Below are 25,951 nucleotides of genomic sequence, written 5' to 3'. Positions count from 1 at the left end.
GTATGACGCTGAAATAACATTTTGATGGCAGAGAAAAGAAAATTTCACCGCAGCGAATGACCACGGCGGTGAAGGGTAAAGCGCATCAGGCCGGTTTTTTCAGTATCCAGCGATCCTTTTGTTTATCGTAATGACAAATGGCCAAATCCACGGGCTCACCGTCAATCCAGGCGGGGACGCTGGTTTCATTATCCCAGCCATCCAGCTGATAACTTAGCCCGGGATTGGTGCTGCAGGGGATGCTGACCGTATCGACATTCTGCGCATCCAGCTCCGCGTCAATAATTTCGTAGCGACCAATCTTAACAACATGACCCATGATTTACTCCCTTCCGGACAAATACGAATCTTAAGTTTAGTCGCTATTTGCCACAGGTCGAGTTCCTCAGGCCAGGATTATTCCTTGTTATCCGCAACCCGGACGCCAATTTTCACAATGGCGTTAGCTTCTTTCTCCGCCACGGTCCAGATCATATTTTTCCATTCGACCTGATCGCCGACTACCGCCGTGCCGCCAATCATTTTACCAATCAGATGCCCCAGTGTCTGACTGGCATTGGTTTCTTCATCCAGCTCAATGCCGTAAATTTCGCACACGTCCTGCAGACGGGCGTCGGCCTCAAGGATAAAGTCGCCAAAGAAGCGCTGGTCAAGGGAGACAGGCGGCAGCTGACTGAACAGTTTACCCAGCGCCGGCAGGTCGCGCTCACGACCAATGACGCAGAGTACGTCGCCTTCTCTCAGCCGCGTATTGCCGGTGGGGTGCAGTAACAGATTGTCGCGGAACAGGGCGGAAATCCGGGTTTCTCTGGGCATTTTCAGCTCGCGCAACGCCGCGCCAATGCACCACTTATCTTCGCTAAGCTGATAGACAAAATGTTCCCAGGGATTCTCAGGATGAATATCCAGACCGGTTCGTGAGATGGGAGAGGCCATCGGCGGCACGACCACTCTGGCTTTGCGGGCGGCTAAGCCCAGCGTCGTGCCCTGAACCATTAATGACACCAGCACCACGAAGAAAGCGATATTAAAGAAGAGCGAGGCATGTTCCAGGCCCGCCATCATTGGGAAAACGGCGAGAATGATGGGTACCGCGCCGCGTAAACCTACCCAGCTGATAAAGCACCGTTCGCGGATGTTGAAGCCGCGAAACGGCAGCAGGCCGACAAATATGGAAAGTGGACGCGCGATCAGGATCAGCCAGATAGAAAGCAGCATCGCCGGTAAGGCAATGGTCCAGAGGTCTGAAGGATTCACCAGCAGTCCGAGGACTAAAAACATACCGATCTGACTGAGCCAGGCCATGCCGTCGAAGGTTTGCAGGATGCCATGGCGGTTGCGGATTGGGCGGTTGCCAAGCAGAAAGCCGCAAAGGTAGACCGCCAGAATGCCGCTGCCTTCCAGCATGGTGGTCAGCGCAAAGACCAGGATGCCGCCACTGACGGCCAGCAGAGGATAGAGGCCATTGGCCAGTGAAACCCGGTTAATCAGCTGTTGCAGCGCCCAGCCGCCGCCAAGGCCCAGTACTATCCCCAGTCCGAACTGCTGGATCAGGTGAATCACAAAGGTCCAGTTCAGGCCAGATTGTCCCTGCTGGATCATCTCAATCAGCGTGATGGTTAAAAATACTGCCATCGGATCATTACTGCCGGATTCAATCTCAAGGGTGGCGCCGACGCGCTCGTTCAGCCCTTTACCACCAAGCAGGGAGAAGACCGCAGCGGCATCCGTTGAGCCGATAATCGCGCCCACCAGAAAACCTTCCAGCATATTCAGATTGAACAGCCAGGCGGCGGCCATACCGGTCAGTCCTGCGGTAATGAGGACGCCGACGGTTGCCAGGGAGAGGGCTGGCCCAAGGGCAACTCTGAAAGAGCTCGCCTGGGTGCGCATACCGCCATCAAGCAGAATGACCGCCAGCGCAAGGTTACTGATCAGAAAAGCGGCGGGGTAATTATCGAAAGCGATCCCACCAATGCCGTCGCCACCCGCCAGCATGCCAAGGGCAAGAAAAATGACTAAAATTGGGATGCCGAGCTTAGATGAGAATGAACTCAGCAAAATGCTTGCGGCGACCAGCACGGAACCAATAATAAACAGACTGTAAATTGCGCTGGCTTCCAATGGATAACTCTCCTGTAATAAATAAACGCTTGCTGTAACAGCTCGTTGCGGGACTGCCTCGTTACTTTCCGGCGTCATCAAAGATGAAGATGGCGCTGCTTATTTTTTCCTACCTGATTAAAATAACACAAAATGCGATCGGATAAAGGCGCCTGAGTGCGCATGATTAGCCTGTTATTTGAGGCATTGACCGAAAAAAACAGGGATAGCAGGCCTTTTCGCTTACCTGAGAGGCGAAGCAGGAGGAAGTCATCACGGGCAATAACGGGGACCCAGAGGGTTGAAATGTGCGTCATACCGCGACGGGAGAAGAATTGCGAAGAAAAGACGCCAGACCGGACAGCGTTTATCCTGTTGGGAAACTGGCCACTCTCGTTGACTGCGTCTTATCCTCGCCGTTCAGCCCACTCAGCTCCACTGGTAGCTATTCTTCATATCGCTTCAGTAGCTCTCTTCCGCCTGTTTATGAAAGAGTTCACGGAAGACCGGATAGATATCCTCCGGTTCACGGATATGCTGAAGTGCGAAATTATCAAACATAGCCTGAAGGTGTTCATATTCACGCCAGAGCGTCTGATGGGCGCGGCGCGTGATTTCGATATAGCTGTAATAACGCACTACCGGCAGAATGTGCTTCGCCAGTATTTCATGGCAGAGCGGTGAATCGTCCGCCCAGTTATCACCATCTGACGCCTGTGCCGCATAAATATTCCACTGAGCAGGGTCGTAACGCTCCTTCACCACTTCATCCATCAGCTTCAGAGCACTGGAAACAATGGTTCCTCCTGTTTCCTGCGAGTAGAAAAATTCCTGCTCATCGACTTCTTTCGCCTGGGTATGATGGCGGATATAGACCACTTCCACATTTTTATAAGTCCGGCTCAGGAAAAGATAGAGCAGAATATAAAAGCGTTTGGCCATATCTTTCGTCGCCTGGTCCATGGAGCCTGAGACATCCATCAGGCAAAACATAACGGCCCGACTTGAGGGTTCCGGACGTTTCTCGAAATTTTTATAACGCAGGTCAAAGGTGTCGATAAAAGGCACTCTTTTGATCCGCGCCCGCAGTTCGTCAATCTCCTGCCGTAACCGTTCCTCTTCCAGCAGCTGAGCCGGTTCCGATTTTTCAATGACCTCCAGCGTCGCTTCCAGCTCACTGAGCATCCTGCGTTTGCCAGCGGTCATCGCGGTACGCCTTGCCAGCGAATTCTGCAGTGAACGAACCACGCTGATATTGGCCGGGACGCCGTTGGAAGTGTAGCCCGCCCGGTGAACCTTATATTCATTAAGCTGGCGGTGCTGATTTTTTCTCAGGTTAGGCAGGGCCAGGTCTTCGAACAGCAGATCAAGATATTCATCTTTCGAGATATTAAAGACGAATTCGTCCTGACCTTCTCCATCCTGACTGGCATTTCCCTGGCCGCTGCCACCGCCGCCGCTCCCGCCCTGAGGGCGTTCAACACGGTCATTCTGCACAAAATGATCGTTCCCGGGATGGACGCGGTGGCGTTTACCGCCGCGGCCCTGATGAAAAATGGGTTCGTGAATATCGTCCACCGGAATTGAAACAGACTCGCCGCTTTCCACGTCGGTCACCGAACGCTTATTGATGGCCTCGGAAATCGACTGTTTGATTTGCGATTTATAACGGCGCAGAAAGCGCTGGCGGTTAACCGCGCTCTTGTTTTTGCCGTTAAGACGCCGATCGATAAAATAGGCCATAATTCCCCCACACCACGTTGCATGCCGGGCTGGTGTCACCCGGCCCGGTAATGCATACAGACCTGAATCAGGACGATTTTCTTACCCGCAGATACCATTCACAGAGCAGGCGTACCTGCTTGCGGGTATAGCCTTTCTCCATCATACGGTCGACAAAATCATCATGCTTTTTCTGCTCATCCGTGGACGTTTTCGCATTGAACGAAATTACCGGCAGCAGCTCTTCGGTATTGGAGAACATTTTCTTCTCGATTACCGTGCGCAGCTTCTCGTAACTTGTCCAGTTCGGGTTGCGCCCATTATTATGCGCGCGGGCGCGCAGGACAAAGTTGACAATTTCATTACGGAAGTCCTTCGGATTACTGATGCCGGCGGGCTTCTCAATCTTCTCCAGTTCCGCATTTAAGGATTCGCGGTCAAAAAGCTGTCCCGTATCGGGATCGCGATATTCCTGATCCTGAATCCAGAAGTCAGCGTAGGTGACATAGCGATCGAAAATGTTCTGACCATATTCTGAATAAGATTCAAGATAGGCGGTCTGGATCTCTTTACCGATAAACTCGGCGTATTTCGGAATCAGATAGCCTTTGAGATGTTCAAGGTATTTCTCTGCCTGATCCTGAGGGAACTGCTCGCGTTCAATCTGCTGTTCAAGCACATAGAACAGATGCACCGGGTTAGCCGCGACCTCGGTATGATCGAAGTTAAACACGCGTGAAAGGATTTTAAAGGCGAAGCGCGTTGAAAGGCCGTTCATGCCTTCATCCACACCCGCATAATCGCGATACTCCTGGTATGATTTCGCTTTCGGATCGGTATCTTTCAGGCTTTCACCGTCGTAGACGCGCATTTTGGAATAAGTGCTCGAGTTTTCCGGCTCTTTAAGACGGGAAAGTATCGAGAACCGGGCCAGGGTTTCAAGGGTTCCCGGTGCGCATGGCGCATGGTAAAGCTCACTATGGTTGAGCAGCTTGTCGTAGATTTTAATCTCTTCCGATACCCGCAGGCAGTAAGGCACCTTAACGATATAGACGCGGTCCAGAAAAGCTTCATTGTTCTTGTTATTACGGAAAGTCACCCACTCGGATTCGTTAGAGTGCGCGAGGATAATACCGTTAAACGGCAGAGCGGAAATGCCCTCGGTGCCGTTGTAGTTACCTTCCTGAGTGGCGGTCAGCAGGGGGTGGAGCACCTTAATCGGCGCCTTAAACATCTCCACGAATTCCATAATCCCCTGGTTGGCCCGGCAGAGCGCGCCGGAATAGCCATAAGCATCGGGATCGTTCTGCGCGTGGTTTTCCAGTTTACGGATATCAACTTTACCTACCAGGGCGGAAATATCCTGATTGTTTTCGTCTCCCGGCTCCGTTTTGGCTATCGCCAGTTGATCCAGAATGGAAGGCCAGACCTTCACAACTTTGAAGCGGGAAATATCTCCGCCAAAATCGTGCAGGCGTTTTGCCGCCCAGGGTGACATGATGGTGCCGAGATAACGGCGGGGAACGCCGTACTCTTTTTCAAGAATATTGGCATCTTCCTGAGGGTTAAACAGGCAGAGAGGATGGTCGTTAACCGGGCTTCGTTCACCGTCCGCGCTCAGGACATATATCGGCACCCGCTGCATCAGCGATTTCAGGCGTTCAGCCAGCGACGATTTACCGCCCCCGACCGGACCCAGCAGATAAAGGATCTGTTTTTTCTCCTCAAGACCCTGTGCCGCATGTTTGAGGTAGGAAACAATTTGTTCGATAGCCTCCTCCATGCCGTAAAACTCTTCAAAGGCGGGATAACGTGCGATGACGCGGTTAGAGAACAGACGGGAAAGACGAGGCTCCTGGGCAGTATCGACCATAACCGGCTCGCCGATAGCCATTAACAGTCGTTCTGCCGCGTTGGCATAAGCACTGCGGTCTTGCCGGCACAGGGTAAGAAATTCCTGGAGTGTGAACTCTTCGTCCTTGGCAGCTTCATAACGCTGGCGATAGTGATCGAATATATTCATAGCGATGCCCGTCCTTTCTTTTTTAGCACAGGTACCAGGAGCCTAAGTGGGGTCAGCCCCTGAAGGAACTTACAGGATCACAGCAACCCTTATGCCAATCTGACGTCTTTTTTCAGGAAGATAGGGTACTGGTGACTTACTCTCGAAATTTTCCTCTCTTTCATTAAAGCGTAGATGGCATTCAAGAATTTTCCTGAGCGCTTTCTCATTTGTGATGATATTTCAAGGACAAAGTCACGGAGTCTGACTTAAGAGCCTTGGCAGTGGCGGGCTGCGGGACAAGTGTAAATAAGCCTGCGTTTTTGGTCCCTTACCGCGCGGCCAATTGATTCTAAGTGCGACGAGATATGAATTTTTTTTACTCTTTGTCAGGGACTGATAAACTAAAGACCTTGTTTGTCATATTTATGGATTGAATAAATTGTGAACTATTTCAAAGTTAGCGCTTTTGCACTTTTTCTTCCGGCCTCGATGCTGGCGCAGGCGAACCCCTTAACGCTGGGGGCCTCCGTTATCTACAGCCAGAACCCTTATAAGGGTGGAGATGAACGCTACTATCCCTTCCCGGTAATCAGTTACGAAGGGGAAAGTTTCTATGTGCGGGGGATTCAGGCTGGCTACTATCTGTGGAAGGACAATGAAAACCAGCTTGCACTGAGTATTCTCGGCTCTCCTCAGAACTTTAACACGGACGATACCGACAATAAGCAGCTCAAGCAGCTGGATAACCGGCATATGACTATGATGGCAGGTGTGACCTACCGACATAATGCCGAATGGGGTTCGGTGCGTACGGTGCTGGCAGGTGATGTGCTGGATAACAGCAACGGCTTCCTGTGGGATCTTACTTATCTGTATCGTTTCCAGTTTGGCAAGTTCAGCCTGACGCCAGGTATTGGTGCGCTCTGGAGCAGTGATAATCAGAACGATTACTATTACGGGGTCTCAAAGAGCGAATCTCGCCGCAGTGGCCTGAGCAGCTATCAGGCTGATTCCAGCTGGAATCCCTATCTGGAGCTGACAGCGACCTATTCCCTTAACCAGAACTGGACCGCCTCAGCCTATGGCCGCTACGCGCGCCTGAGCGATGAGATCCAGGACAGCCCGATGGTGGATCGCAAATCAGAGACAACGGTCTGGACCGGCATCAGCTATACCTTCTGATCGCAGACTTAATGCACAGAGAAAGGGCGCTTTGCGCCCTTTTGCACATATATGACGCGTAAAAAAGGTGCAGGAGAGTAATATGACCCGAACGGTAATTTTTTCTGAAGCATGCCAGCTGCCTGCTATTGGGCAGGGAACCTGGTATATGGGTGAAGATGCGACGCAGCGGCGTGCAGAGGTAACAGCGCTTCAGCACGGCCTTGAGCTTGGCCTGCGCGTGATCGATACGGCGGAAATGTATGCGGATGGCGGCGCCGAGGAAGTGGTAGGCGAAGCGCTGCGGGGACGACGGGATCGCGCCTGGCTGGTTTCTAAAGTGTACCCGTGGAATGCAGGTGCCACGGATGCTGTTGAAGCCTGCGAACGCAGCCTGCGCCGTCTGAAAACGGATTACCTCGATCTCTATCTGCTGCACTGGCGCGGAAATATACCTTTAGAGGAGACGCTTCACGCGATGACGCAGCTGAAGCAGGCCGGGAAAATACGCCGCTGGGGAGTGTCTAATTTTGATACTGCCGATATGGAAGAACTGCTGACGGAAGAGGGGGGTACGGGCTGTGCAACGAATCAGGTTCTCTACCACCTTGCCTCCAGGGGCATCGAGTACGACCTGTTACCTGCCTGTCAGCAGCGGAACATGCCGGTGATGGCTTATTCCCCGCTGGCGCAGGCGGGAAGGCTGCGTCGCGATTTGATGGCGCATCCTGTGCTGGTTGAGATTGCCCGGCAGAAAAGCATCACCGTCCCGCAGCTGTTGCTGGCATGGGTTATCCGTCAGGAAGGGGTGATGGCCATTCCTAAGGCGGGTAGCATACAACATGTGGAAGAAAATGCGGCGGCGCTTGGCGTGGTGCTGGAAAGCGGCGATCTGACGTTAATTAATCAGGCGTTCCCGCCGCCACAAAAGAAACTTCCGCTGGATGTTATCTGATACAACCCGATATCGCGCTCACCACCCGAGCAGGATGGTGAGCAACAAGCCATTGTCAGCCGTTCTTACGCACTTTGATCGTTGTCGCCAACCGTGAAGGCGATTCTCCTGCGCTAATCATCGGAGACGAAACATGCGCAGTCTCCACGCAGACCATGGTTTTATACCCTTCATTTGCCATATCACCCATGCTACAGGACAATTCTGGACCCGGATTCCACGTGACAACGTCACTATGGTAGTGATGGTGCACTTCCAGCGTACGGTTTCCAGCCTTATCGTGAATGAGACTGCATGCTTCAGGCTGGGTGTAGATACGGTCAATGCGGTCGGGATAGGTCTGTTTACCGTTTTCAGAGGTGCACTGAGCGCCCTGATTAACTTTATCGATATAGGTTTTGCCCAGGCCGCTTACCTCGACCTCTGCGATATCTGCCACGCTGAAGTAGCTGTGCAGTGCCGCAGTGGCCTCAAAGTCGCCGTGCGCTTCCAGTTCAATTTCACAGCGATCGCTGAAGCGAAAGCGGGCCAGCAGGGTAAAATCGTGTGGCCAGAGTTTCTTCGTCTGCTCGTTGCTCTCAAGCACAAAGGTGAGCATCACGCTCTCTTCATTTTCATCATGTGCTGAGAGGGTCCACGGCAGGGTGCGGGCAAAACCGTGTGCCGGCTCCCCTGCAGGGCCAAACCACGGCCAGCAAACAGGAACGCCGCCCCGGATCGCTTTACCGGCGCTCCAGGCGGTCCTCTCACTGATCCAGATTACCGGTTCTTCTCCCGCAGGCTGCCAGGCAATCAGGTGGGCGCCCTGTAACGTCACCGCCGCCCGGACTTTAGGGTGCGCAATGACCACAGCGGGTAAATCGCCAATGTTACGCTGGGTGATATAGGGCGTTATCTGGTTAACAACGGGAAGCGAAAAGAGTTTTTCGTTCATGAGTAAACCTTATTTCAGCCAAAAAAAAGGGCGACCGCAGTCGCCCTTGAATTTACATCGCGCTTATTTAGCGATGTGAGCAACCAGGTCCAGGACCTTGTTGGAGTAGCCAGTTTCGTTATCGTACCAGGAAACCAGCTTCACGAAAGTGTCGCTCAGTGCGATACCAGCTTTGGCATCGAATACAGAGGTCAGTACTTCGCCGTTGAAATCGGTGGAAACCACGTCATCTTCGGTGTAGCCCAGAACGCCTTTCAGTTCGCCTTCAGACGCGGCCTTGATCGCTTCACAAATTTCTTTGTAAGAAGCAGGCTTAGCCAGACGTGCAGTCAGGTCAACCACGGAAACGTTAGGAGTAGGCACACGGAACGCCATACCAGTCAGTTTGCCGTTCAGTTCAGGGATCACTTTACCTACGGCTTTAGCTGCACCGGTAGATGAAGGGATGATGTTCTGGGAGGCGCCACGGCCGCCGCGCCAGTCTTTGTGAGACGGGCCATCAACGGTTTTCTGCGTAGCAGTGGTAGCGTGAACGGTGGTCATCAGGGCTTCGACGATGCCGAATTTATCGTTGATGACTTTCGCCAGCGGTGCCAGGCAGTTGGTGGTGCAGGATGCGTTAGAAACGATATCCTGGCCAGCGTATGATTTGTGGTTAACGCCCATGACAAACATTGGGGTGTCATCTTTAGAAGGACCGGTCAGAACAACTTTCTTCGCGCCTGCCTGGATGTGCTTACGTGCAGTTTCGTCGGTCAGGAAGATACCGGTCGCTTCAGCCACAACGTCAACGCCGATTTCGCCCCATTTCAGGTTAGCCGGATCTTTTTCAGCGGTAACACGGATGGTTTTGCCGTTGACAACCAGGTGGCCATCTTTGACTTCTACGGTGCCGTCAAAACGACCGTGGGTAGAGTCATACTTCAGCATGTAAGCCATGTACTCTGCGTCCAGCAGATCGTTGATTGCCACGATCTCTACATCAGAACGCTGCTGAGCAGCACGGAAAACGATGCGACCGATACGGCCAAAACCGTTGATACCTACTTTGATAGTCATATATTCCACCAGCTATTTGTTAGTGAATAAAAGGTTGCTTGTAAAATTACAAAAACCTTACCAGGCGTCAAGCGGAATCGCTTCAATAGTTGCGACAAATCAAACCCTGAAGCAGGAATTATTTATCAAAAAGCGCATTTCGCACGGCGATTATTCCGACTATTGGGGCGATTTACCCGAATATAAAGGGGCAGCCCGGCCAAAAGGTGATGCGCATCACAATTTCACCTTCCAGTGACTTTCAGAATCCGCCTGAGATGAAAAAACCCCCCTGACCTTGTTAACTATTTGTTAGAATACTAGCCAATATTTTCAGAATCACACTGTCCGAGAGTAGCAAAATGGCCAAAGACCAACACCCCCTGTCGCCAGAAACCGATCTGAATGAGATGCAGCGCTACGTGACTCAGCAGCGCGGTACAGAACCGCCGTTTTCCGGCAAGCTTTTGCACAACAAAGGCGAAGGAATCTATCACTGCCTCGTCTGCAACGCGCCGCTGTTTCTCTCCGGTTCGAAATATGATTCAGGCTGCGGCTGGCCCAGCTTTTATCAACCCGTTGACGAAGCATCTGTGCGCTACATCGAAGATGATTCACATGGCATGCAGCGTATCGAAATTCGCTGTGGCAGCTGTGATGCGCACCTCGGGCACGTTTTCCCGGATGGCCCGCAGCCTACCGGCGAGCGCTATTGTGTTAACTCCGCCTCGCTAAGCTTTACCGACGATGATGGCAATAATATTAAGGGCTGAGCGATGATGCTTGATGAGATGTTGGCCACCATGACGCCGGAAGTCTATCAGCGGCTGGTGACTGCGGTGGAAACGGGAAAATGGGCCGATGGCGTGGCCCTGACGCCTGAACAGAAAGAAAACAGCCTTCAGCTGGTGATGCTCTGGCAGGCGCGACATAACGACCAGCCGCAGCATATGAGCGTGGGAAAGGGCGGCCAGATGGTGATGAAAACCAAGCGGGAACTGAAGGAAGAGTTTGGTATCACTGACGACAATGTCACCCGAATCAAGCTCCAGTAATGCTGGCGTATTAGCAGGATTAAGGCGCGGGCCAGCCAGCCTTAAGCCTGCACCAGCCTCTGCTTTACACATCAAAATTCAGATTATCGCCAGGATGCGATTACTGTTTTCATGTCCTTAAACCGCACCCTCAGCGCGACAGCTTCCGGTTACAGGATAACGGCACCGTGTGCGGCCATCTCATCGATCGCGGCCTGACAGTCACCAAGCTTCAGTTCAACGCCCCGACAGCCTGACCGGATCACCGTAACGGCATAGCCCAGCGCCAGCCCGTCCAGCACGCTGTACCTGACACAATAGTCGGTCGCAAGCCCCATGACGGTTAATGCATTAATGTTTCGGGCTTTCAGCCAGTCATCAAGTCCGGTCTGCGCAAGGTGGCCGTTATCATAAAATGCGCTGTAGCTGTCCACGTCAGGATTCTGCCCTTTGCGGACACGATGGGTGATGTATTGCTCTGTCAGTGACGGATGCAGCGCGGCGCCTGTACTGTTCTGAATACAGTGATCGGGCCACCAGATTTGCGGCTGGCCTGCCAGCATCCCGCAACTGCCAGCGGGCTCACCTGCATTAGAAGCGAAACTGCCATGGTTGGCAGGATGCCAGTCCTGCGTGGCAACGACGGGTAAACCGCGCTGGCTGAACTCTGCCGCATACTGATTGGCAACAGCCATCACCTGGTCACCCTCTCTGACGGCGAGTGCGCCGCCGGGACAGAAGTCGTTCTGTAAATCAATCAGTAACAAAGCCTGCTGCATGGATGTCATGATGCCTCACTTATCGTCCGGGGTTAACTCGCCGCGAAGATTAACCTGCATTAACCGGCGCACTTCGCTACTGGAAAGGTTCTGGCTGAGCAGGAAATGAAGTTTGGTCAGCGTGGCCTCAACGGTAAGATCCATACCGCTGATCACTCCCGCCATTGCCAGAGCGTTCCCGGTCGCGTAGCCGCCCATATTCACTTTGCCAGAGATACACTGCGTCAGATTGACCACCACGATGCCACGCGCTGAAGCCGCTTTCAGCTCTCTCAGAAAGGCTGGGTTTTGCGGCGCATTGCCCACACCATACGAGCGTAATATCAGTGCTTTTACCGGCTGGAGAAGGAAATTGCTGACGACATCGGCTGAGATGCCCGGATAGATCGTCACCACGCCGACCGGCTGAGGGGTAACGGAATGCACAATCAGCTCACCCTGCCCGCAGGGCGCAGGTGGGGTGTTTAACCGACGGATATGAATACCCGCTTCCAGAAGCGGCGCCAGATTAGGGGAGTCAAAAGCATTAAAACCGTCAGCATGCGCCTTAGTGGTGCGGTTGCCGCGATAAAGCGTGTTATTGAAAAATAGCGTGACTTCATTGATCGGATAATTCGCCGCCACAAAGAGGGCGTTGAGCAGATTTTGCTGACCGTCAGAACGCAGTTCTTCCAGCGGAATTTGTGACCCTGTCACAATCACCGGCTTGGCCAGGTTCTCCAGCATGAAAGAGAGCGCCGAAGCGGTGAAGGCCATGGTATCCGTGCCATGAAGAATAACGAAACCGTCGTAACGGTCATAGTTTTGCCGGATATCATCGACGATAGCCTGCCAGTCCTGCGGCGTCATATCGGAGGAATCAATCAGCGGCTGATACTCATGGATAGTGAAATCGGGCATTTCGGCACGGTGAAATTCCGGCATGTTAGCCAGCTGCCTCTGAAGGTGACCAGAAACAGGAATATAGCCATGTTCGGAGCGCTGCATACCGATAGTTCCGCCGGTATAGGCAACGTAGATAGATTTTTTGTGCATCAGGAGACTCAGGCTTGCCGAAAAGGCGAAGTATAAGGGGAAAGCCAGGGAAAAGCAGCCCGACCAGATGGCGGGCTGCTGAGGGACTATTTCACCTGACCGCAGGTGAGACAGATAGCGTAGCGGTTTTGCGGATCGTTAAGATTGTCAAAAAGCCCCGGCTGCTCTTTCATTGCGGCCATAACATCTATCATTGGTGCTGGCAGCCAGACTTTCAGTGCATCAGGCAGCGCTGCGCGCGCAGATGCATCCATCTGACTGAACAGAAGATCCAGGAAGCCCGGATCTTCCTGATACCAGCTTAGCTGCCAGGATTTCAGCTTGGCCAGCTCAGCGGCTTTGGCAACGGCATCATCAAAATCACCCAGTCCGTCAACCAGCCCGTTCGCTTTCGCATCACTGCCGGTCCAGACGTGGCCCTGTGCGATCGCATCAATCTGCTCAGGCGTTTTATGGCGTGACTTCGCCACCAGGCCCAGGAAGTTTCTGTAGCCGTTCTCAATGGTTAACTGCATTAACTGCTGCACTTCTGGCGGCAGGGCTTTGGTGGCCGCCACATCCGCAAGCGGTGAGGTTGCCACGCCATCGGTATGAACACCAATCGCATCAAGGGAGTTCTCAACCGTGTTAATCACCCCAAAAATACCGATCGAGCCGGTGAGCGTGCCCGGGCTGGCAATAATGTAATTGGCTGGCGTTGAGACCCAGTAGCCGCCGGAAGCGGCCATACCCCCCATCGACACCACGACCGGCTTCCCGGCTTCTTTTGCGGCGGCAAGCTCCTCACGGATCGTCTCAGAGGCCGTAACGCTGCCGCCAGGGCTGTTTACGCGGAATACGATGGCTTTGATTTTCGGATCGAGCCGCGCCTGACGGATCTCCATCGCTGTGGTATCACCACCCACGCTGCCTGGGGTTTCTTCACCATCCATAATGGCGCCGCTGGCGATAATTACCGCGATATTGCCGTCAGGGGTATCCGGTTTTTTCAGCGGATAGTCGTAAATACTGGTGCCTTTATAATCTTTAATGCTGTCATCCCAGCCAAAGACTTTGGTGAATTCATGGTTGACCATGGCGCGTGAGGCCAGTTCATCCACCAGCTTATTCTCTTTAGCGTAACGCGCCGTATCGCCATCGACCGCCTGCAGTCCGGCGATGATTTCCTGTGCGCCCGGGAAAAGCTGCGCAGGCGTTAACTGACGGTTGGCGGAAACGGTATTAAGATAGTTTTGCCAAAGCTCGCCGACCCAGCGACTGTCCGCCTCTCTGGCAGCCGGAGACATATCATCACGCAGGAAAGGTTCAACGGCTGACTTATAGGTGCCGACGCGGAAGACGTGGGAGGTCACCTTTAACTTCTCCAGCAGCGACTTATAGTAGAGCCCGTTGGTGGCAAAACCATGCAAATCTACGGTGCCCTGCGGGGTGAGATAGATTTTACTGGCGAAGCTGGCAAGGTAATATTGCGCCTGGCTGTAGCTGTCGCCGGTGGCATATATTGGCTTGCCAGCGTCACGGAATTCATGAAGCGCTTTGCCGATATAGCGCAAGGCAGGCTGATCGGCACCGGCAAAATCGCGCAGATCGAGCACCATACCGGTGATGTTAGTATCGTCCTTTGCCTGACGGATGGCGTCCACCACGTCAAACAGGGAGTTCTCTTTCAGCCGGTCGCTGCTGGCACCGAGGAGTTGACGGCCAATTTTACTGATCTTATTGCTGACGGATGGTTTATCTACCACCACACCGCTCAGATCAACGATTAATGCGCCTTTGGTTGGCTCGACCGGTGTGGTGGAGCGGTTGTACTGAAACCAGGCACCCGCCACCATCACTACCAGCAGAATCAGGAACAGGTTAAGAATAAATTCCCGGACAAAATTCAGAAGCCGCCAGGACCATTTGAAAAAGCCAGCGATAAATCGCCCTATCATGCGCATATAAACTCCATCAACGCCTCAGAAGTCCGCTCTCGTTCGTTGCTAACGCGCAACGTCGCCGAAACCGGAGCAGAATGGTGACATCCTAATTATCAGCGATGATATTGTCAGCAGGAAAAAGCGTTATGCTGTAACAAATCATCATCCTGTGCTAGCTTCAGCTAAAAGCTACGCATTATCAGGAGAATAAAATGGACGCACTGGACCTGGTCGTTAACCGACGTTCTGCCTCCCGCTTAGCCGAGCCCGCACCGGCCGGCGAGGTGCTGGAAAATATCCTTCGGGCCGGTATGCGAGCCCCCGATCACGGTACGCTACAGCCGTGGCGCTTTACGGTAATTGAAAAAGCGGGGCGCGAGCGCTTCAGCCAGCTACTGGAAAGCGCCGCGCGCCAGGATCAGATGGATGAAAAAGCTATCGAAAAAGCGAAGCAGTCGCCATTTCGCGCACCGATGATCATCACCGTAGTGGCGCACTGTCAGGAAAATCACAAAGTGCCGCGCTGGGAGCAGGTTGTTTCCGCAGGTTGTGCGGTGATGGCGATGCAGATGGCCGCTGTCGCACAGGGCTTTAACGGCATCTGGCGCAGCGGGGCCTGGACAGAACATCCTGCCGTGCGTGAAGCCTTTCAGTGTCGTGAGCAGGATGCTATCGTCGGCTTTCTCTATCTTGGCACGCCGCAGCTGAAAGCAAATACCACCATCATCCCGCCGGATACCACACCTTTTGTCCGTTATTTCTGAAACCCGGCGGCGCAGGGGTGAAAAAGCTCGCTGTGCCGCATTTTGTCGCGATATTGAGCGAACGGACAGGAAATAAAGCACGCGCCCTTACTCCTGCTGATGCAAAACGCTACCATGAGGATAATTCAGCCTGTCTGCCTGTTGCAGACGATAGTATTGCTCTCTGCGGATCGCCTCGGGGAGCAGGCTTTTCAGATCATCGCTAGCTGAGCAGGAAGTCACTCCCGGATGCGTTTGTTTATTGCAGAAAAACCGAGCCTGGCCCGCGCCATCGCGGACGTTCTACCGAAACCGCACCGTCGGGGCGACGGCTATATCGCCTGTGGTGCGGACCATATGGTTACCTGGTGTGTTGGTCACCTGCTGGAGCAGGCTCAGCCCGACAGCTATAACAGTCGCTATGCACGCTGGTCGCTGGCCGATTTGCCCATCGTGCCGGAAAAATGGCAGTTGCAGCCCCGACCCTCGGTGGCGAAGCAGCTGAATGTGATCAAAAAACTGCTGACGCAGGCGACGGAAATCATTCACGCAGGCGACCCGGACAGGGAAGGACAGCTGCTGGTGGATGAGGTACTGGATTATCTCGACCTGCCAGGGGAAAAGCGGGAAAAAGTTCAGCGCTGTCTGATCAACGATCTCAACCCTCAGGCAGTCGAGCGGGCAGTAGGGCGCCTGCGGGAAAATCGTGAGTTTATTCCGCTTTGCGTATCCGCGCTGGCCCGGGCGCGGGCTGACTGGCTTTACGGCATCAATATGACCCGTGCCTATACGCTGCTGGGCCGTAATGCGGGCTACGACGGTGTGCTTTCCGTTGGCAGAGTGCAGACCCCAGTGCTGGGTATGGTCGTAAGACGCGATGAAGAGATCGAAAACTTTGTTCCCAGAGACTTCTTCGAAGTTAAAGCGCACATTGTCACACCTCAGCAGGAACGCTTCGTGGCGCTGTGGCAGCCTAGCGAGTCATGTGAACCCTATCAGGATGAAGAGGGGCGCTTGCTGCACCGTCCGCTGGCGGAGCATGTGGTGGGCCGCATTGGCGGTCAGCCCGCGCTTGTTAGCAGCTATAATGACAAACGGGAGAACGATACGGCGCCGCTGCCGTTCTCGCTCTCAAGTTTGCAGATCGAAGCAGCGAAGCGTTTTGGACTCAGTGCGCAAACCGTGCTCGACACCTGCCAGAAATTGTATGAAACCCACAAGCTTATTACCTATCCGCGTTCTGACAGCCGCTATCTCCCTGAAGAACATTTCGCGGGGCGACATGCGGTACTGAACGCCATTAACGCGCATCAGCCCGATCTGACACCGCCGGGTGATTTTAATCCCGATCGCAAAAACCGCTGCTGGGATGATAAAAAAGTTGATGCGCACCACGCTATTGTACCGACGGCGCGCAGTAACAGTATCCGGCTTACCGATAATGAAAATAATATCTATCGCCTGATCGCCACGCAGTATCTGATGCAGTTCTGTCCGGATGCGGTCTACCGGAAATGTGTGATTGAAATGGATATCGCCGGCGGTAAATTTGTGGCGAAAGCCCGCTTTCTGGCTGAGGCGGGCTGGCGCGCGCTGCTGGGCAGTAAGGAGCGCGATGAGGAGAATGACGGTACGCCGCTGCCGGTGGTTGCCAAAGGGGATGAACTCTTATGCGAACGTGGCGAAGTGGTGGAGAAGCAGACGCAGCCGCCCCGGCCCTTTACCGACGCCACGATCCTTTCCGCCATGACCGGCATCGCCCGCTTTGTCCAGGATAAAGCATTAAAGAAAGTCCTGCGTGCGACCGATGGTTTAGGAACAGAGGCCACGCGCGCCGGGATCATTGAACTGTTATTTAAACGCGCCTTTCTGATTAAAAAGGGGCGCTACATTCATGCCACTCCCGCCGGGCGGGCGCTGATACATTCGCTGCCTGAGATGGCGGCGCGTCCCGATATGACCGCTCACTGGGAATCCACGCTGACGAAAATCAGTGAAAAGCAGTGCCGTTACCAGGATTTTATGCTGCCGCTGGTGGAGACATTGTATTCGCTGATAGAACAGGCGAGGCAGCAACCTGCCGCGCACGCGTTCCGTGGTCTTCCCGCTGTGGCTCCGGGTAAAAAACCGAAACCGCGACGCAGAGCGTCAAAGGCAAAGGAAACTGAGTGATGAATAAAACGGCAACCAAAGTAATAATCGCCGCCTTGCTGCTAAGCGGGCAGGCGCTGGCGGAAGAGCAATCACTGCATGTTGGCCGCCAGGCGGAGAGTACTGTGCAAACGCAGCATTCAACGGGTGGACGTTATCCGCAGCAGGGTGGCTATCAGAACGATCGCGGGCATGGGCACGGCGGCGGGTATGGCAACGATCATGATGCGGGCGAGGGGGGCTATAATGCGGGCGTTGTGGTCGATTTGCCACCTGAAGTCTGGGCAAACAGCGGCAACGGCAATCAGAAACCCTGTCTGCGCTGCTGTACATACGAAAACCGCAGCTATACGGAAGGGGCTGTGGTGAAGATGGAAGGCGTACTGCTTCAGTGCCGCCGCGATGAACACTCTATCGGCACCAATAATCTGATCTGGCAGACGCTGAAATAGGCACCGGGAGTCAGGCAATAGCCTGACTCCGCATTTATACGATCAGAGGCTGAATTCTGCCCAGACCGGCGCATGGTCAGAGGGTTTTTCCATGCTGCGAATCGCATAATCAATCCCCGTTGCGACGCAGCGCGCTGCGAGCGGCTGGCTGGCCAGCAGCAAATCGATACGCAGTCCGCGGTTATCATCGAAACCTTTTGAGCGATAGTCGAACCAGGAGAAGCGATCGTTCACCTCACTGTTTTGCGCGCGCCAGGTATCCACCAGCCCCCAGCTCAGCAGGCGATCCATCCATTCCCGTTCTTCAGGTAAAAAGGAACATTTGCCGGTTCGCAGCCAGCGTTTGCGGCTCTCTTCACCAATGCCGATATCCAGGTCAGTCGAACTTATATTCATATCGCCCATAATCAGCACCGGCTTGTCTGCCTGCTGCTCCTGCTCAAGATAATTTTGCAGGTCGCGATAAAATTTCTCCTTGGCCGGAAATTTGGTCGGATGGTCCCGGCTTTCCCCCTGTGGGAAGTAGCCGTTAATCACCGTGATGTCGCCTATCGGGCTGGCGATATCGGCCATAATCAGGCGACGCTGTGCGTCTTCGCCATCGCCGGGAAACCCGCGACGCACCATCACCGGCTGTGCTTTGGTAAGTAAAGCCACGCCGTAATGGCCTTTCTGACCGTGATAGAAGACGTTATAACCCAGTTTAGCTACCGCTTCGAGCGGGAACATATCATCATGCACTTTCGTTTCCTGAAGGCCGATGACGTCAGGCTGATGTTGTTCGATGATCGCTTCAAGCTGGTGGGGACGAGCGCGCAGCCCGTTGATATTGAAAGAAAGAAATTTCATTGCGCAGGCCATTACCGGTAGGGAATTTAGCGCGGATGGTAGCAGAGTTTACCCCCGAAAGTCATCATTGGGTGTGCCGTCAGGTGGCTGCCGCCGCGCGGGTTCGTGGGGGAAGGATTCATGTCGCTTTGCTCCGTGCCCTGCGGGTCAAACCTTCGAGGTCGAAGCTTCTCATCCTTCCCCGTGGGGAATATGAAACAGAGTGCTTTAACGATGAAGTCGTGAGTACATGTGATGGTGGTGCTGAACAGTACTACTGTGCAGGAAGGATTCACGTCGCTTCGCGCCGTGCCCTGCGGGTCAAACCTTCGAGGTCGAAGCTTCTCGTCCTTCCCCGTGGGGAATATGAAACAGAGTGCTCTAACGATGAAGTCGTAAATACATGTGATGGTGGTGGGGGAAGGATTCACGTCGCTTTGCTCCGTGCCCTGCGGGTCAAACCTTCGAGGTCGAAGCTTCTCATCCTTCCCCATGGGGAATATGAAACAGAGTGCTTTAACGATGAAGTCGGAAGTGTTTGTGATGGTGGTGGGGGAAGGATTCGAACCTTCGAAGTCGATGACGGCAGATTTACAGTCTGCTCCCTTTGGCCGCTCGGGAACCCCACCAGGGGAAGCGTATTTCTTATGCAGAGATAGTTGCGATAACTATTCTGGTAGGGCAGTGCAGGAAGGATTCACGTCGCTTCGCGCCGTGCTCTGCGGGTCAAACTTAACGTCGAACAGACCGGAGTCTGAAATGGTGGTGCTGAACAGTACTACAGTGCAGGAAGGATTCACGTCGCTTCGCGCCCTGCGGGTCAAACCTTCGAGGTCGAAGCTTCTCATCCTTCCCCGTGGGGAATATGAAACAGAGTGCTCTAACGATGAAGTCGTAAATACATGTGATGGTGGTGGGGGAAGGATTCGAACCTTCGAAGTCGATGACGGCAGATTTACAGTCTGCTCCCTTTGGCCGCTCGGGAACCCCACCACTGGCCTTGCTGCTGTGCTGTTAAGCGGGGCGCATCATACCAAATGCACTGAGGCTGTAAAGGCCACGCTTAATATAAATCAATCGTTTGCCGATTTTTTGCGCGGCGTGCTGGTTTGTCCACCAAACCCGCCGCGAATGGCTCAGAGAATAATTGTGCGGTTGCCGTAAACGAAGACACGCTGCGCCAGAACTTTATAGAGCGCACGGCTCAACGCATTTTTCTCAACGTCCCGTCCCGCCCGCATCATATCTTCGGCCGTATAGGTATGATCAACATGGATCACGTCCTGCATAATGATCGGACCTTCATCCAGATTATCATTGACATAGTGCGCGGTAGCGCCAATGATTTTTACGCCACGCTCATAAGCCTGATGATAGGGGCGAGCGCCAATAAAGGCAGGCAGGAACGAGTGGTGAATATTGATGATCTGATTCGGATAACGCTGAACAAAGGCGGGCGTCAGAACGCGCATATATTTAGCAAGGACGACGTAATCAGGCTGATAACGATCGATTTCCACAGCCATATTATTGTCATGCTCTTCGCGCGTCAGGCCTTCGTGACTGGCCAGAATGAACGGGATATCAAAGCGTTCTACCAGCGTACGCAGCGTTTCATGGTTACCAATAACCGCTGCTATTTCAACGTCCAGCCCGCCATAAGCGCTTTTCATCAGCAGATCGCCAAGACAATGCGCTTCTTTGGTCACCAGGATAACAATGCGGCGGCGGCCGGCGGAATTCAGTTCGCGTACGGAACCGGCAGGCAGCGCGCTGTCGAGATCGGCTAACAGCGTTGTATCGTTAAAAATCCCTTCCAGTTCGGTGCGCATGAAAAAACGCCCGGTGCGGTGATCAACAAACTCATTGTTCTGCACGATGTTAAGCTCGTGCTTGTAACAAATGTTGGTGATTTTCGCGATCAGCCCTTTAGCGTCCGGGCAGATAGTCCTTAATACTTTTCTTTGCGATGTTTGCGCTTGCATTGCGGTGGTAATCCTGTTGAAGCAACTCGATATGGTAATGATGGCCGTTACTGGCCACAACATTTCTTAAATTTTTTGCCGGAGCCGCAAGGGCACCGATCGTTACGCCCGGTGACAGGGTAGGTTCCGTCAACATAGTACCAGCGTTTTTCCTCGCGAAGAAAGCGTGAACGTTCGTGAATAAAGCCTTCCTGCCCATTTTCAGAGAAACGTGCAAAAAATGTCACAAATCCTTCCGGCTTAACCACTGGCATTTCAGTCTCAATTATTTGTAGACTTAGCCAGCGGGTCGAGGCAAAACTTTCGATAAGACTGGCCCGAAAGCGTTCTGCCTGACAGGAGGAATGCCAGGTGTTGATGAGATAATCAGCATTTTGTTTTGCATAACCGCTATAGCGGGAGCGCATTAGCGCTTCCGGACTGTCGGGAATTGCCTCTCCCTTTAGGTAGGGGTGGCAACATAGGTTATACTCCAGTCCGCTACAGCAGGGGCAAGGGTCAGACACGATGGCTCCGGCAAGTATAATAAAGATGGATAAAGTAGTTGGGCATCATGGTAACCGAGCGGCCTGAATGATGCCATTTGAAAGTGTTGAGCACGCCAGAGGTGGAATGAGACAAGTTAAAATCGGACTTGCACTTGGATCGGGTGCGGCAAAAGGATGGGCTCACATTGGCGTGATTGATGCGCTGGAAAGAGCAGGTATCAAAATCGATGTTGTGGCAGGCTGTTCCGTTGGCGCGCTGGTAGGCGCCGCCTACGCCAGTGGTCGCCTGCCGCTGATGGAAACCTGGGTAAGGTCCTTCGGTTACTGGGATGTCATACGCCTGATGGATTTTTCATGGCGTCGCGGTGGATTACTGCGTGGAGAACGGGTTTTCAACCATATTCGCCGTCTTATTACGTTTGATAACATTGAACAATGCACGCTGCCTTTTGGCGCCGTGGCGACAAACCTGAGTACCGGTAGAGAGCTATGGCTAACGGAAGGCGATCTTCATCGGGCGATTCGCGCCTCCTGCAGTATGCCCGGCCTGCTGGCGCCGGTAGCCTGGAACGGTTACTGGCTGGTCGACGGGGCGGTTGTTAATCCAGTTCCCATCTCTCTGACCCGCGCGCTGGGTGCCGATATTGTCATTGCTGTCGATCTTCAGCATGACGCGCACCTTATGCAGCAGGATCTTTTCTCCGTCACGCCAGAAAGTGAAGAGACTCAACCCGCCCAGGTGGTGACCAGCTGGGGAGGGCGGCTACGCAATAGCCTGGCCCGGGTGGCTCAGCGAAAGATAAATCAAAGCCCCGGCGCAATGGAAATTATGACCACCTCCATTCAGGTTCTTGAAAACCGGCTCAAACGGAACCGCATGGCAGGCGATCCACCCGACGTGCTGATTCAACCCTTCTGCCCACAGATTTCCACCCTGGACTTTCACCGGGCGGAAGAGGCGATTGCCGCCGGGCGGCTTGCCGTTGAGAAAAAAATGGATGAACTACTCCCGCTGGCAGGCGGTAAGCCTTTACCGGGAAGAGAAAAATGAGCGTTAGGGCAATTCTGACAGGCACGATTGGGGTTTATGGGCCACTATTGTGTAATCTGATGTACAAGGGGGGATAATGGACAAGCCATTAAGCGGAAAACAGATTCTGATCGTTGAAGACGAAGTCGTTTTCCGCTCATTGCTGGATAACTTCCTTAGCGCGCTCGGCGCGACCATTACCCTGGCGGATGATGGCGTTCAGGCGCTGGAGAAGTTAACTCACCTTAGCCCCGAACTGATCATTTGTGATCTCGCAATGCCCCGGATGAACGGGCTTAAGCTGGTTGAGCATCTTCGCAGTAAAGGCAGCGACATCCCTGTGCTGGTGATTTCTGCCACTGAAAATATGGCGGATATCGCGCAGGTATTACGGCTGGGCGTTCAGGATGTGCTGTTGAAGCCGCTTAAAGATCTGGCCCGTCTGCGTGAAGCCGTCTACGAATGCCTCTATCCGTCCATGTTTACTTCAAAAGTGGAGGAAGATGAGCAACTCTTCCAGGACTGGGACGCGCTGGTTCGCGATCCCCAGGCTGCCGCCAAATTACTGAAACAGCTTCAGCCGCCTGTGCAACAAGTCATTGCCAACTGCCGGATAAATTACCGTCAGCTGACGACGGCTGAGCAACCCGGTCTGGTGCTGGATGTTGCAGCGCTATCAGAAAAAGATCTCGCCTTCTACTGTCTTGATGTTACCCGGGCTGGGGATAATGGCGTGCTGGCTGCTCTGTTGCTCCGTGCTTTATTTAACGGCCTGCTGCAGGATCAATTGTCCGGCCAGGCGCAGCGTCTGCCGGAATTAAATGGTTTGCTGAAACAGGTTAACCTTCTTTTACGCCAGGCGAACCTTAAAGGGCAATTTCCTTTATTGGTGGGTTACTATCATCAGGGCTTAAAAAATCTGATCCTTGTTTCCGCTGGCTTAAATGCCACGCTTAACGTCGATACACATCAAATACAGCTCAGTAATGGCGTGCCGCTTGGCACTCTGGGCAGTACGCATCTTAATCAAATAAGTCAGCGTTGTGACGCATGGCAATGTCAGGTATGGGGTGCCGGCGGCAGGCTGCGCCTGATGTTGTCTACCGATTAAGCGGATGGCGTATTTTTTATAATGACTCCCCGCAGACAGGGCCAGAGACAGGCTTTAGACTTGGGTAATAGTCTTAAATTCAACTGAATTGATTCAACCAGGATAATTCCGCCCGGCATGAACTGGTATACTCACTTCGTTTTTTAATCGACATATCAAGTAATAACTTGAACGGCCTAAAGAGAGGTACTCTGATGTCTACCTATAAGTCTAAAGTAAAAAAAGCGGTAATCCCGGTAGCGGGTTTGGGAACGCGTATGTTGCCAGCAACCAAGGCGATTCCAAAAGAGATGTTGCCGCTGGTTGATAAGCCGTTAATTCAGTATGTCGTTAACGAGTGTATCGCCGCAGGGATTAACGAAATTGTGCTGGTTACGCACTCTTCTAAAAACTCCATCGAAAACCACTTTGACACCAGTTTCGAACTGGAAGCGATGTTGGAAAAACGCGTTAAGCGTCAGCTGCTGGAAGAAATCCAGTCTATCTGCCCACCTCATGTCACCATCATGCAGGTACGTCAGGGTCTGGCCAAAGGCCTGGGTCACGCGGTGATGTGTGCTTATCCGGTCGTGGGTAACGAACCTGTCGCCGTCATCCTGCCTGACGTTATTATTGATGAGTACGAATCTAACCTGGCAAAAGATAACCTCGCCGATATGATGCGTCGTTTCGACGAAACGGGGCACAGCCAGATCATGGTCGAGCCTGTCGCCGACGTTACCGCTTACGGTGTTGTGGACTGCCAGGGCGCCGAGCTGAAAGCCGGTGAAAGCGCACCAATGGTTGGCGTGGTTGAGAAGCCAAAAGCTGATAAAGCACCGTCTAACCTGGCCGTTGTGGGACGCTACGTCCTCTCCGCTGATATCTGGCCTCTGCTGGCGAAAACGCCTCCGGGCGCGGGTGATGAGATTCAGCTGACTGACTCAATTGCCATGCTGATGGATAAAGAAACCGTAGAAGCTTATCACCTGAAAGGCGTAAGCCATGACTGCGGTAACAAACTGGGTTATATGCAGGCTTTCGTTGAATACGGCGTGCGTCACAATACGCTGGGCAGCGACTTCAAAGAGTGGCTTGATGCTACTGTTGGTTCTAAAAAGTAATTTAATTTTAACCGGGACAAATCAATGAAAGTCACCGTATTTGGTATCGGCTATGTGGGTCTGGTTCAGGCTGCAGTTTTAGCTGAAGTCGGACATGACGTTCTTTGCATCGATGTCGACGAAAATAAAGTCGAAAATCTGAAGAAAGGGATCATTCCAATTTTTGAACCGGGCCTGACGCCGCTGGTGATGCAGAACTATGAGGCGGGACGCCTTAAATTTTCCACCGCAGCGGAAGAGGGGGTTAATCACGGCACCATGCAGTTTATCGCTGTGGGAACACCGCCGGATGAAGATGGTTCAGCGGATCTGAAATATGTTACCGCCGTCGCCCGTACTATCGCACAGCATATGAACGAACATAAAGTTGTGATCGATAAATCAACCGTACCGGTAGGGACCGCTGACCGCGTTCGTGCCGTTATGGAAGAGACATTGAAGGCGCGCGGTGCAGATATTGCCTTTGATGTGGTGTCTAACCCGGAATTTCTTAAGGAAGGGGCTGCGGTGAATGACTGCATGCGTCCTGAACGAATTGTGGTGGGCACGGATAACGATGAAGTTGTTGATCTGCTGCGCGAGCTGTATGAGCCATTCAACCGCAATCACGATCGCATGATCCTGATGGATATCCGTAGTGCTGAGCTGACCAAGTATGCAGCAAACTGCATGCTGGCTACTAAAATCAGCTTTATGAATGAGATCTCGAACCTGGCGGAACGTCTGGGTGCCGATGTTGAGAAGGTGCGTCAGGGCATTGGTTCTGATTCCCGTATCGGCTACTCATTCATCTATCCTGGCTGTGGTTACGGCGGTTCCTGCTTCCCGAAAGATGTTCAGGCGCTGATTCGTACGGCGGAGCAGATTGGCTATAAGCCACGTCTGTTACAGGCCGTTGAAGATGTCAACGACGCGCAGAAAAGCAAGCTGCCTGACTTTATCAAGCGCCACTTTGGCGACGATCTGAAGGGCAGAACCTTTGCACTGTGGGGGCTTTCATTCAAGCCCAACACAGATGATATGCGTGAAGCGTCAAGCCGCGTGCTGATGGAATCGCTGTGGGAAGCGGGTGCTTCCGTTCAGGCTTTCGATCCGGAAGCGATGGATGAAGCGCAGCGTATCTATGGTCATCGCAGCGATCTTAAGCTGATGGGAACGAAAGAAGCCGCCCTGCAGGGTGCCGATGGTCTGGTTATCTGTACCGAATGGCAGAATTTCCGCGCGCCAGATTTTGACGTGATTAAAAATGCCCTGAAAGAACCCGTGATTTTTGATGGTCGTAACCTGTATGATCCAGAAAGAGTCAGCAAACGCGGTTTTGTTTATTATGCAATCGGCCGCGGAGCTTCATTAAAATTGCATAATTAACGAG

The 25,951-nt window shown here is 53.1% G+C and carries 23 protein-coding genes, 2 tRNA genes and 1 other RNA gene; 11 read left to right on the top strand and 15 right to left on the bottom strand.

The annotated features are described in order from the left end of the window. Positions 1–85 precede the first annotated feature (85 nt). The 4 genes from EA20_RS0118535 to yeaG form a co-directional block, all read right to left on the bottom strand. Positions 86–319: a DUF1480 family protein gene (locus EA20_RS0118535; protein WP_024968254.1), complete on the bottom strand. Its 234-nt coding sequence runs from the start codon at positions 317–319 to the stop codon at positions 86–88. A 77-nt stretch (positions 320–396) separates the two neighbouring features. Further along, complete coding sequence (locus EA20_RS0118530; protein ID WP_024968253.1) at positions 397–2,124, bottom strand: potassium/proton antiporter; 1,728 nt, start codon at positions 2,122–2,124, stop codon at positions 397–399. A 441-nt stretch (positions 2,125–2,565) separates the two neighbouring features. After that, the gene (locus tag EA20_RS0118520; protein WP_024968251.1) at positions 2,566–3,846 is read right to left on the bottom strand and encodes a YeaH/YhbH family protein; all 1,281 of its coding nucleotides are present in this window, start codon (positions 3,844–3,846) and stop codon (positions 2,566–2,568) included. 67 nt (positions 3,847–3,913) lie between these two features. Beyond that, on the bottom strand, positions 3,914–5,848 hold the full coding sequence (gene yeaG / locus EA20_RS0118515) for a protein kinase YeaG (RefSeq protein ID WP_024968250.1): 1,935 nt from the start codon (positions 5,846–5,848) through the stop codon (positions 3,914–3,916). Positions 5,849–6,271: 423 nt separating this feature from the next. Here yeaG and EA20_RS0118510 point away from each other — a divergent pair, with 423 nt between their 5' ends. Both EA20_RS0118510 and EA20_RS0118505 read left to right on the top strand, forming a co-directional pair. Continuing rightward, on the top strand, positions 6,272–7,012 hold the full coding sequence (locus EA20_RS0118510; protein ID WP_024968249.1) for a MipA/OmpV family protein: 741 nt from the start codon (positions 6,272–6,274) through the stop codon (positions 7,010–7,012). A gap of 82 nt (positions 7,013–7,094) precedes the next feature. Then, the gene (locus EA20_RS0118505; protein WP_024968248.1) at positions 7,095–7,946 is read left to right on the top strand and encodes an aldo/keto reductase; all 852 of its coding nucleotides are present in this window, start codon (positions 7,095–7,097) and stop codon (positions 7,944–7,946) included. A 55-nt stretch (positions 7,947–8,001) separates the two neighbouring features. Here EA20_RS0118505 and EA20_RS0118500 read toward each other — a convergent pair whose 3' ends face one another. Then, the gene (locus EA20_RS0118500) at positions 8,002–8,880 is read right to left on the bottom strand and encodes a D-hexose-6-phosphate mutarotase (protein WP_024968247.1); all 879 of its coding nucleotides are present in this window, start codon (positions 8,878–8,880) and stop codon (positions 8,002–8,004) included. Positions 8,881–8,943: 63 nt separating this feature from the next. Next, entirely contained in the window at positions 8,944–9,939 is a 996-nt protein-coding gene (gene gapA, locus EA20_RS0118495) for a glyceraldehyde-3-phosphate dehydrogenase (RefSeq protein ID WP_024968246.1), read from the bottom strand. Between the two features lie 341 nt (positions 9,940–10,280). Between gapA and msrB the strand changes: the two genes are divergently transcribed. Both msrB and EA20_RS0118485 read left to right on the top strand, forming a co-directional pair. Further along, the gene (gene msrB / locus EA20_RS0118490) at positions 10,281–10,691 is read left to right on the top strand and encodes a peptide-methionine (R)-S-oxide reductase MsrB (RefSeq protein ID WP_024968245.1); all 411 of its coding nucleotides are present in this window, start codon (positions 10,281–10,283) and stop codon (positions 10,689–10,691) included. A gap of 3 nt (positions 10,692–10,694) precedes the next feature. After that, positions 10,695–10,973, top strand: a complete 279-nt coding sequence (locus tag EA20_RS0118485; protein WP_024968244.1) for a YeaC family protein — start codon at positions 10,695–10,697, stop codon at positions 10,971–10,973. A 149-nt stretch (positions 10,974–11,122) separates the two neighbouring features. Here EA20_RS0118485 and pncA read toward each other — a convergent pair whose 3' ends face one another. The 3 genes from pncA to sppA form a co-directional block, all read right to left on the bottom strand. Then, positions 11,123–11,731 carry a bifunctional nicotinamidase/pyrazinamidase gene (gene pncA / locus EA20_RS0118480; protein WP_024968243.1) on the bottom strand — a complete coding sequence of 203 codons (609 nt, stop codon included), beginning with the start codon at positions 11,729–11,731 and terminating at the stop codon, positions 11,123–11,125. Positions 11,732–11,746: 15 nt separating this feature from the next. After that, positions 11,747–12,766, bottom strand: a complete 1,020-nt coding sequence (ansA, locus tag EA20_RS0118475; protein WP_024968242.1) for an asparaginase — start codon at positions 12,764–12,766, stop codon at positions 11,747–11,749. 86 nt (positions 12,767–12,852) lie between these two features. Continuing rightward, the gene (gene sppA / locus EA20_RS0118470; protein WP_024968241.1) at positions 12,853–14,709 is read right to left on the bottom strand and encodes a signal peptide peptidase SppA; all 1,857 of its coding nucleotides are present in this window, start codon (positions 14,707–14,709) and stop codon (positions 12,853–12,855) included. 191 nt (positions 14,710–14,900) lie between these two features. Here sppA and EA20_RS0118465 point away from each other — a divergent pair, with 191 nt between their 5' ends. The 3 genes from EA20_RS0118465 to EA20_RS21325 all read left to right on the top strand — a co-directional run bounded on the left by EA20_RS0118465 (position 14,901) and on the right by EA20_RS21325 (position 18,034). Further along, a complete protein-coding gene (locus EA20_RS0118465; RefSeq protein WP_024968240.1) occupies positions 14,901–15,452 on the top strand; it encodes an NAD(P)H nitroreductase in 552 nt (183 codons plus the stop codon). Positions 15,453–15,680: 228 nt separating this feature from the next. Beyond that, positions 15,681–17,603: a DNA topoisomerase III gene (locus EA20_RS0118455; protein ID WP_024968239.1), complete on the top strand. Its 1,923-nt coding sequence runs from the start codon at positions 15,681–15,683 to the stop codon at positions 17,601–17,603. 104 nt (positions 17,604–17,707) lie between these two features. Continuing rightward, on the top strand, positions 17,708–18,034 hold the full coding sequence (locus tag EA20_RS21325; protein ID WP_369699802.1) for a DUF1496 domain-containing protein: 327 nt from the start codon (positions 17,708–17,710) through the stop codon (positions 18,032–18,034). Positions 18,035–18,076: 42 nt separating this feature from the next. Here the strand turns inward: EA20_RS21325 and xthA are convergent, their stop codons facing one another. The 6 genes from xthA to EA20_RS0118420 form a co-directional block, all read right to left on the bottom strand. Further along, positions 18,077–18,883 carry an exodeoxyribonuclease III gene (gene xthA / locus EA20_RS0118445; protein WP_024968237.1) on the bottom strand — a complete coding sequence of 269 codons (807 nt, stop codon included), beginning with the start codon at positions 18,881–18,883 and terminating at the stop codon, positions 18,077–18,079. Between the two features lie 388 nt (positions 18,884–19,271). Further along, a non-coding RNA gene (locus tag EA20_RS20485) (RtT sRNA) lies at positions 19,272–19,367 on the bottom strand. Between the two features lie 39 nt (positions 19,368–19,406). Further along, positions 19,407–19,491: transfer RNA gene (locus EA20_RS0118435), tRNA-Tyr, on the bottom strand. 279 nt (positions 19,492–19,770) lie between these two features. Further along, positions 19,771–19,855 (bottom strand) — tRNA-Tyr (locus tag EA20_RS0118430). Between the two features lie 143 nt (positions 19,856–19,998). Further along, complete coding sequence (purU, locus tag EA20_RS0118425) at positions 19,999–20,847, bottom strand: formyltetrahydrofolate deformylase (RefSeq protein ID WP_024968235.1); 849 nt, start codon at positions 20,845–20,847, stop codon at positions 19,999–20,001. A 47-nt stretch (positions 20,848–20,894) separates the two neighbouring features. After that, positions 20,895–21,353, bottom strand: a complete 459-nt coding sequence (locus tag EA20_RS0118420) for a YchJ family protein (protein WP_024968234.1) — start codon at positions 21,351–21,353, stop codon at positions 20,895–20,897. Positions 21,354–21,459: 106 nt separating this feature from the next. Here EA20_RS0118420 and rssA point away from each other — a divergent pair, with 106 nt between their 5' ends. The 4 genes from rssA to EA20_RS0118400 all read left to right on the top strand — a co-directional run bounded on the left by rssA (position 21,460) and on the right by EA20_RS0118400 (position 25,947). Next, positions 21,460–22,386, top strand: coding sequence for a patatin-like phospholipase RssA (rssA, locus tag EA20_RS0118415; protein WP_024968233.1), 927 nt, complete (start codon positions 21,460–21,462; stop codon positions 22,384–22,386). Positions 22,387–22,462: 76 nt separating this feature from the next. Then, positions 22,463–23,476, top strand: coding sequence for a two-component system response regulator RssB (gene rssB, locus EA20_RS0118410; RefSeq protein WP_024968232.1), 1,014 nt, complete (start codon positions 22,463–22,465; stop codon positions 23,474–23,476). Positions 23,477–23,670: 194 nt separating this feature from the next. Beyond that, a complete protein-coding gene (gene galU / locus EA20_RS0118405; RefSeq protein WP_024968231.1) occupies positions 23,671–24,579 on the top strand; it encodes a UTP--glucose-1-phosphate uridylyltransferase GalU in 909 nt (302 codons plus the stop codon). 24 nt (positions 24,580–24,603) lie between these two features. Continuing rightward, positions 24,604–25,947, top strand: a complete 1,344-nt coding sequence (locus EA20_RS0118400) for a UDP-glucose/GDP-mannose dehydrogenase family protein (RefSeq protein ID WP_024968230.1) — start codon at positions 24,604–24,606, stop codon at positions 25,945–25,947. Positions 25,948–25,951: the final 4 nt, after the last annotated feature.

Origin of the sequence: Pantoea sp. IMH (assembly GCF_000599885.1) — a bacterium.
GTDB lineage: Bacteria > Pseudomonadota > Gammaproteobacteria > Enterobacterales > Enterobacteriaceae > Erwinia.
The sequence above is the reverse complement of the archived record's forward strand: the minus strand, read 5'-3'. Positions and strand labels throughout refer to the sequence as shown.

What these genes read in the sequence shown, in the direction of transcription:
- gapA (WP_024968246.1), bottom strand. Translation starts at nt 9,939, where the DNA reads ATGACTATCAAAGTAGGTATCAACGGTTTTGGCCGTATCGGTCGCATC.
- ansA (WP_024968242.1), bottom strand. Translation starts at nt 12,766, where the DNA reads ATGCACAAAAAATCTATCTACGTTGCCTATACCGGCGGAACTATCGGT.
- EA20_RS0118520 (WP_024968251.1), bottom strand. Translation starts at nt 3,846, where the DNA reads ATGGCCTATTTTATCGATCGGCGTCTTAACGGCAAAAACAAGAGCGCG.
- pncA (WP_024968243.1), bottom strand. Translation starts at nt 11,731, where the DNA reads ATGCAGCAGGCTTTGTTACTGATTGATTTACAGAACGACTTCTGTCCC.
- galU (WP_024968231.1), top strand. Translation starts at nt 23,671, where the DNA reads ATGTCTACCTATAAGTCTAAAGTAAAAAAAGCGGTAATCCCGGTAGCG.
- EA20_RS0118400 (WP_024968230.1), top strand. Translation starts at nt 24,604, where the DNA reads ATGAAAGTCACCGTATTTGGTATCGGCTATGTGGGTCTGGTTCAGGCT.
- EA20_RS0118535 (WP_024968254.1), bottom strand. Translation starts at nt 319, where the DNA reads ATGGGTCATGTTGTTAAGATTGGTCGCTACGAAATTATTGACGCGGAG.
- EA20_RS0118505 (WP_024968248.1), top strand. Translation starts at nt 7,095, where the DNA reads ATGACCCGAACGGTAATTTTTTCTGAAGCATGCCAGCTGCCTGCTATT.
- EA20_RS0118465 (WP_024968240.1), top strand. Translation starts at nt 14,901, where the DNA reads ATGGACGCACTGGACCTGGTCGTTAACCGACGTTCTGCCTCCCGCTTA.
- EA20_RS0118485 (WP_024968244.1), top strand. Translation starts at nt 10,695, where the DNA reads ATGATGCTTGATGAGATGTTGGCCACCATGACGCCGGAAGTCTATCAG.
- yeaG (WP_024968250.1), bottom strand. Translation starts at nt 5,848, where the DNA reads ATGAATATATTCGATCACTATCGCCAGCGTTATGAAGCTGCCAAGGAC.
- xthA (WP_024968237.1), bottom strand. Translation starts at nt 18,883, where the DNA reads ATGAAATTTCTTTCTTTCAATATCAACGGGCTGCGCGCTCGTCCCCAC.
- purU (WP_024968235.1), bottom strand. Translation starts at nt 20,847, where the DNA reads ATGCAAGCGCAAACATCGCAAAGAAAAGTATTAAGGACTATCTGCCCG.
- msrB (WP_024968245.1), top strand. Translation starts at nt 10,281, where the DNA reads ATGGCCAAAGACCAACACCCCCTGTCGCCAGAAACCGATCTGAATGAG.
- rssB (WP_024968232.1), top strand. Translation starts at nt 22,463, where the DNA reads ATGGACAAGCCATTAAGCGGAAAACAGATTCTGATCGTTGAAGACGAA.
- EA20_RS0118455 (WP_024968239.1), top strand. Translation starts at nt 15,681, where the DNA reads ATGCGTTTGTTTATTGCAGAAAAACCGAGCCTGGCCCGCGCCATCGCG.
- rssA (WP_024968233.1), top strand. Translation starts at nt 21,460, where the DNA reads ATGAGACAAGTTAAAATCGGACTTGCACTTGGATCGGGTGCGGCAAAA.
- sppA (WP_024968241.1), bottom strand. Translation starts at nt 14,709, where the DNA reads ATGCGCATGATAGGGCGATTTATCGCTGGCTTTTTCAAATGGTCCTGG.
- EA20_RS0118500 (WP_024968247.1), bottom strand. Translation starts at nt 8,880, where the DNA reads ATGAACGAAAAACTCTTTTCGCTTCCCGTTGTTAACCAGATAACGCCC.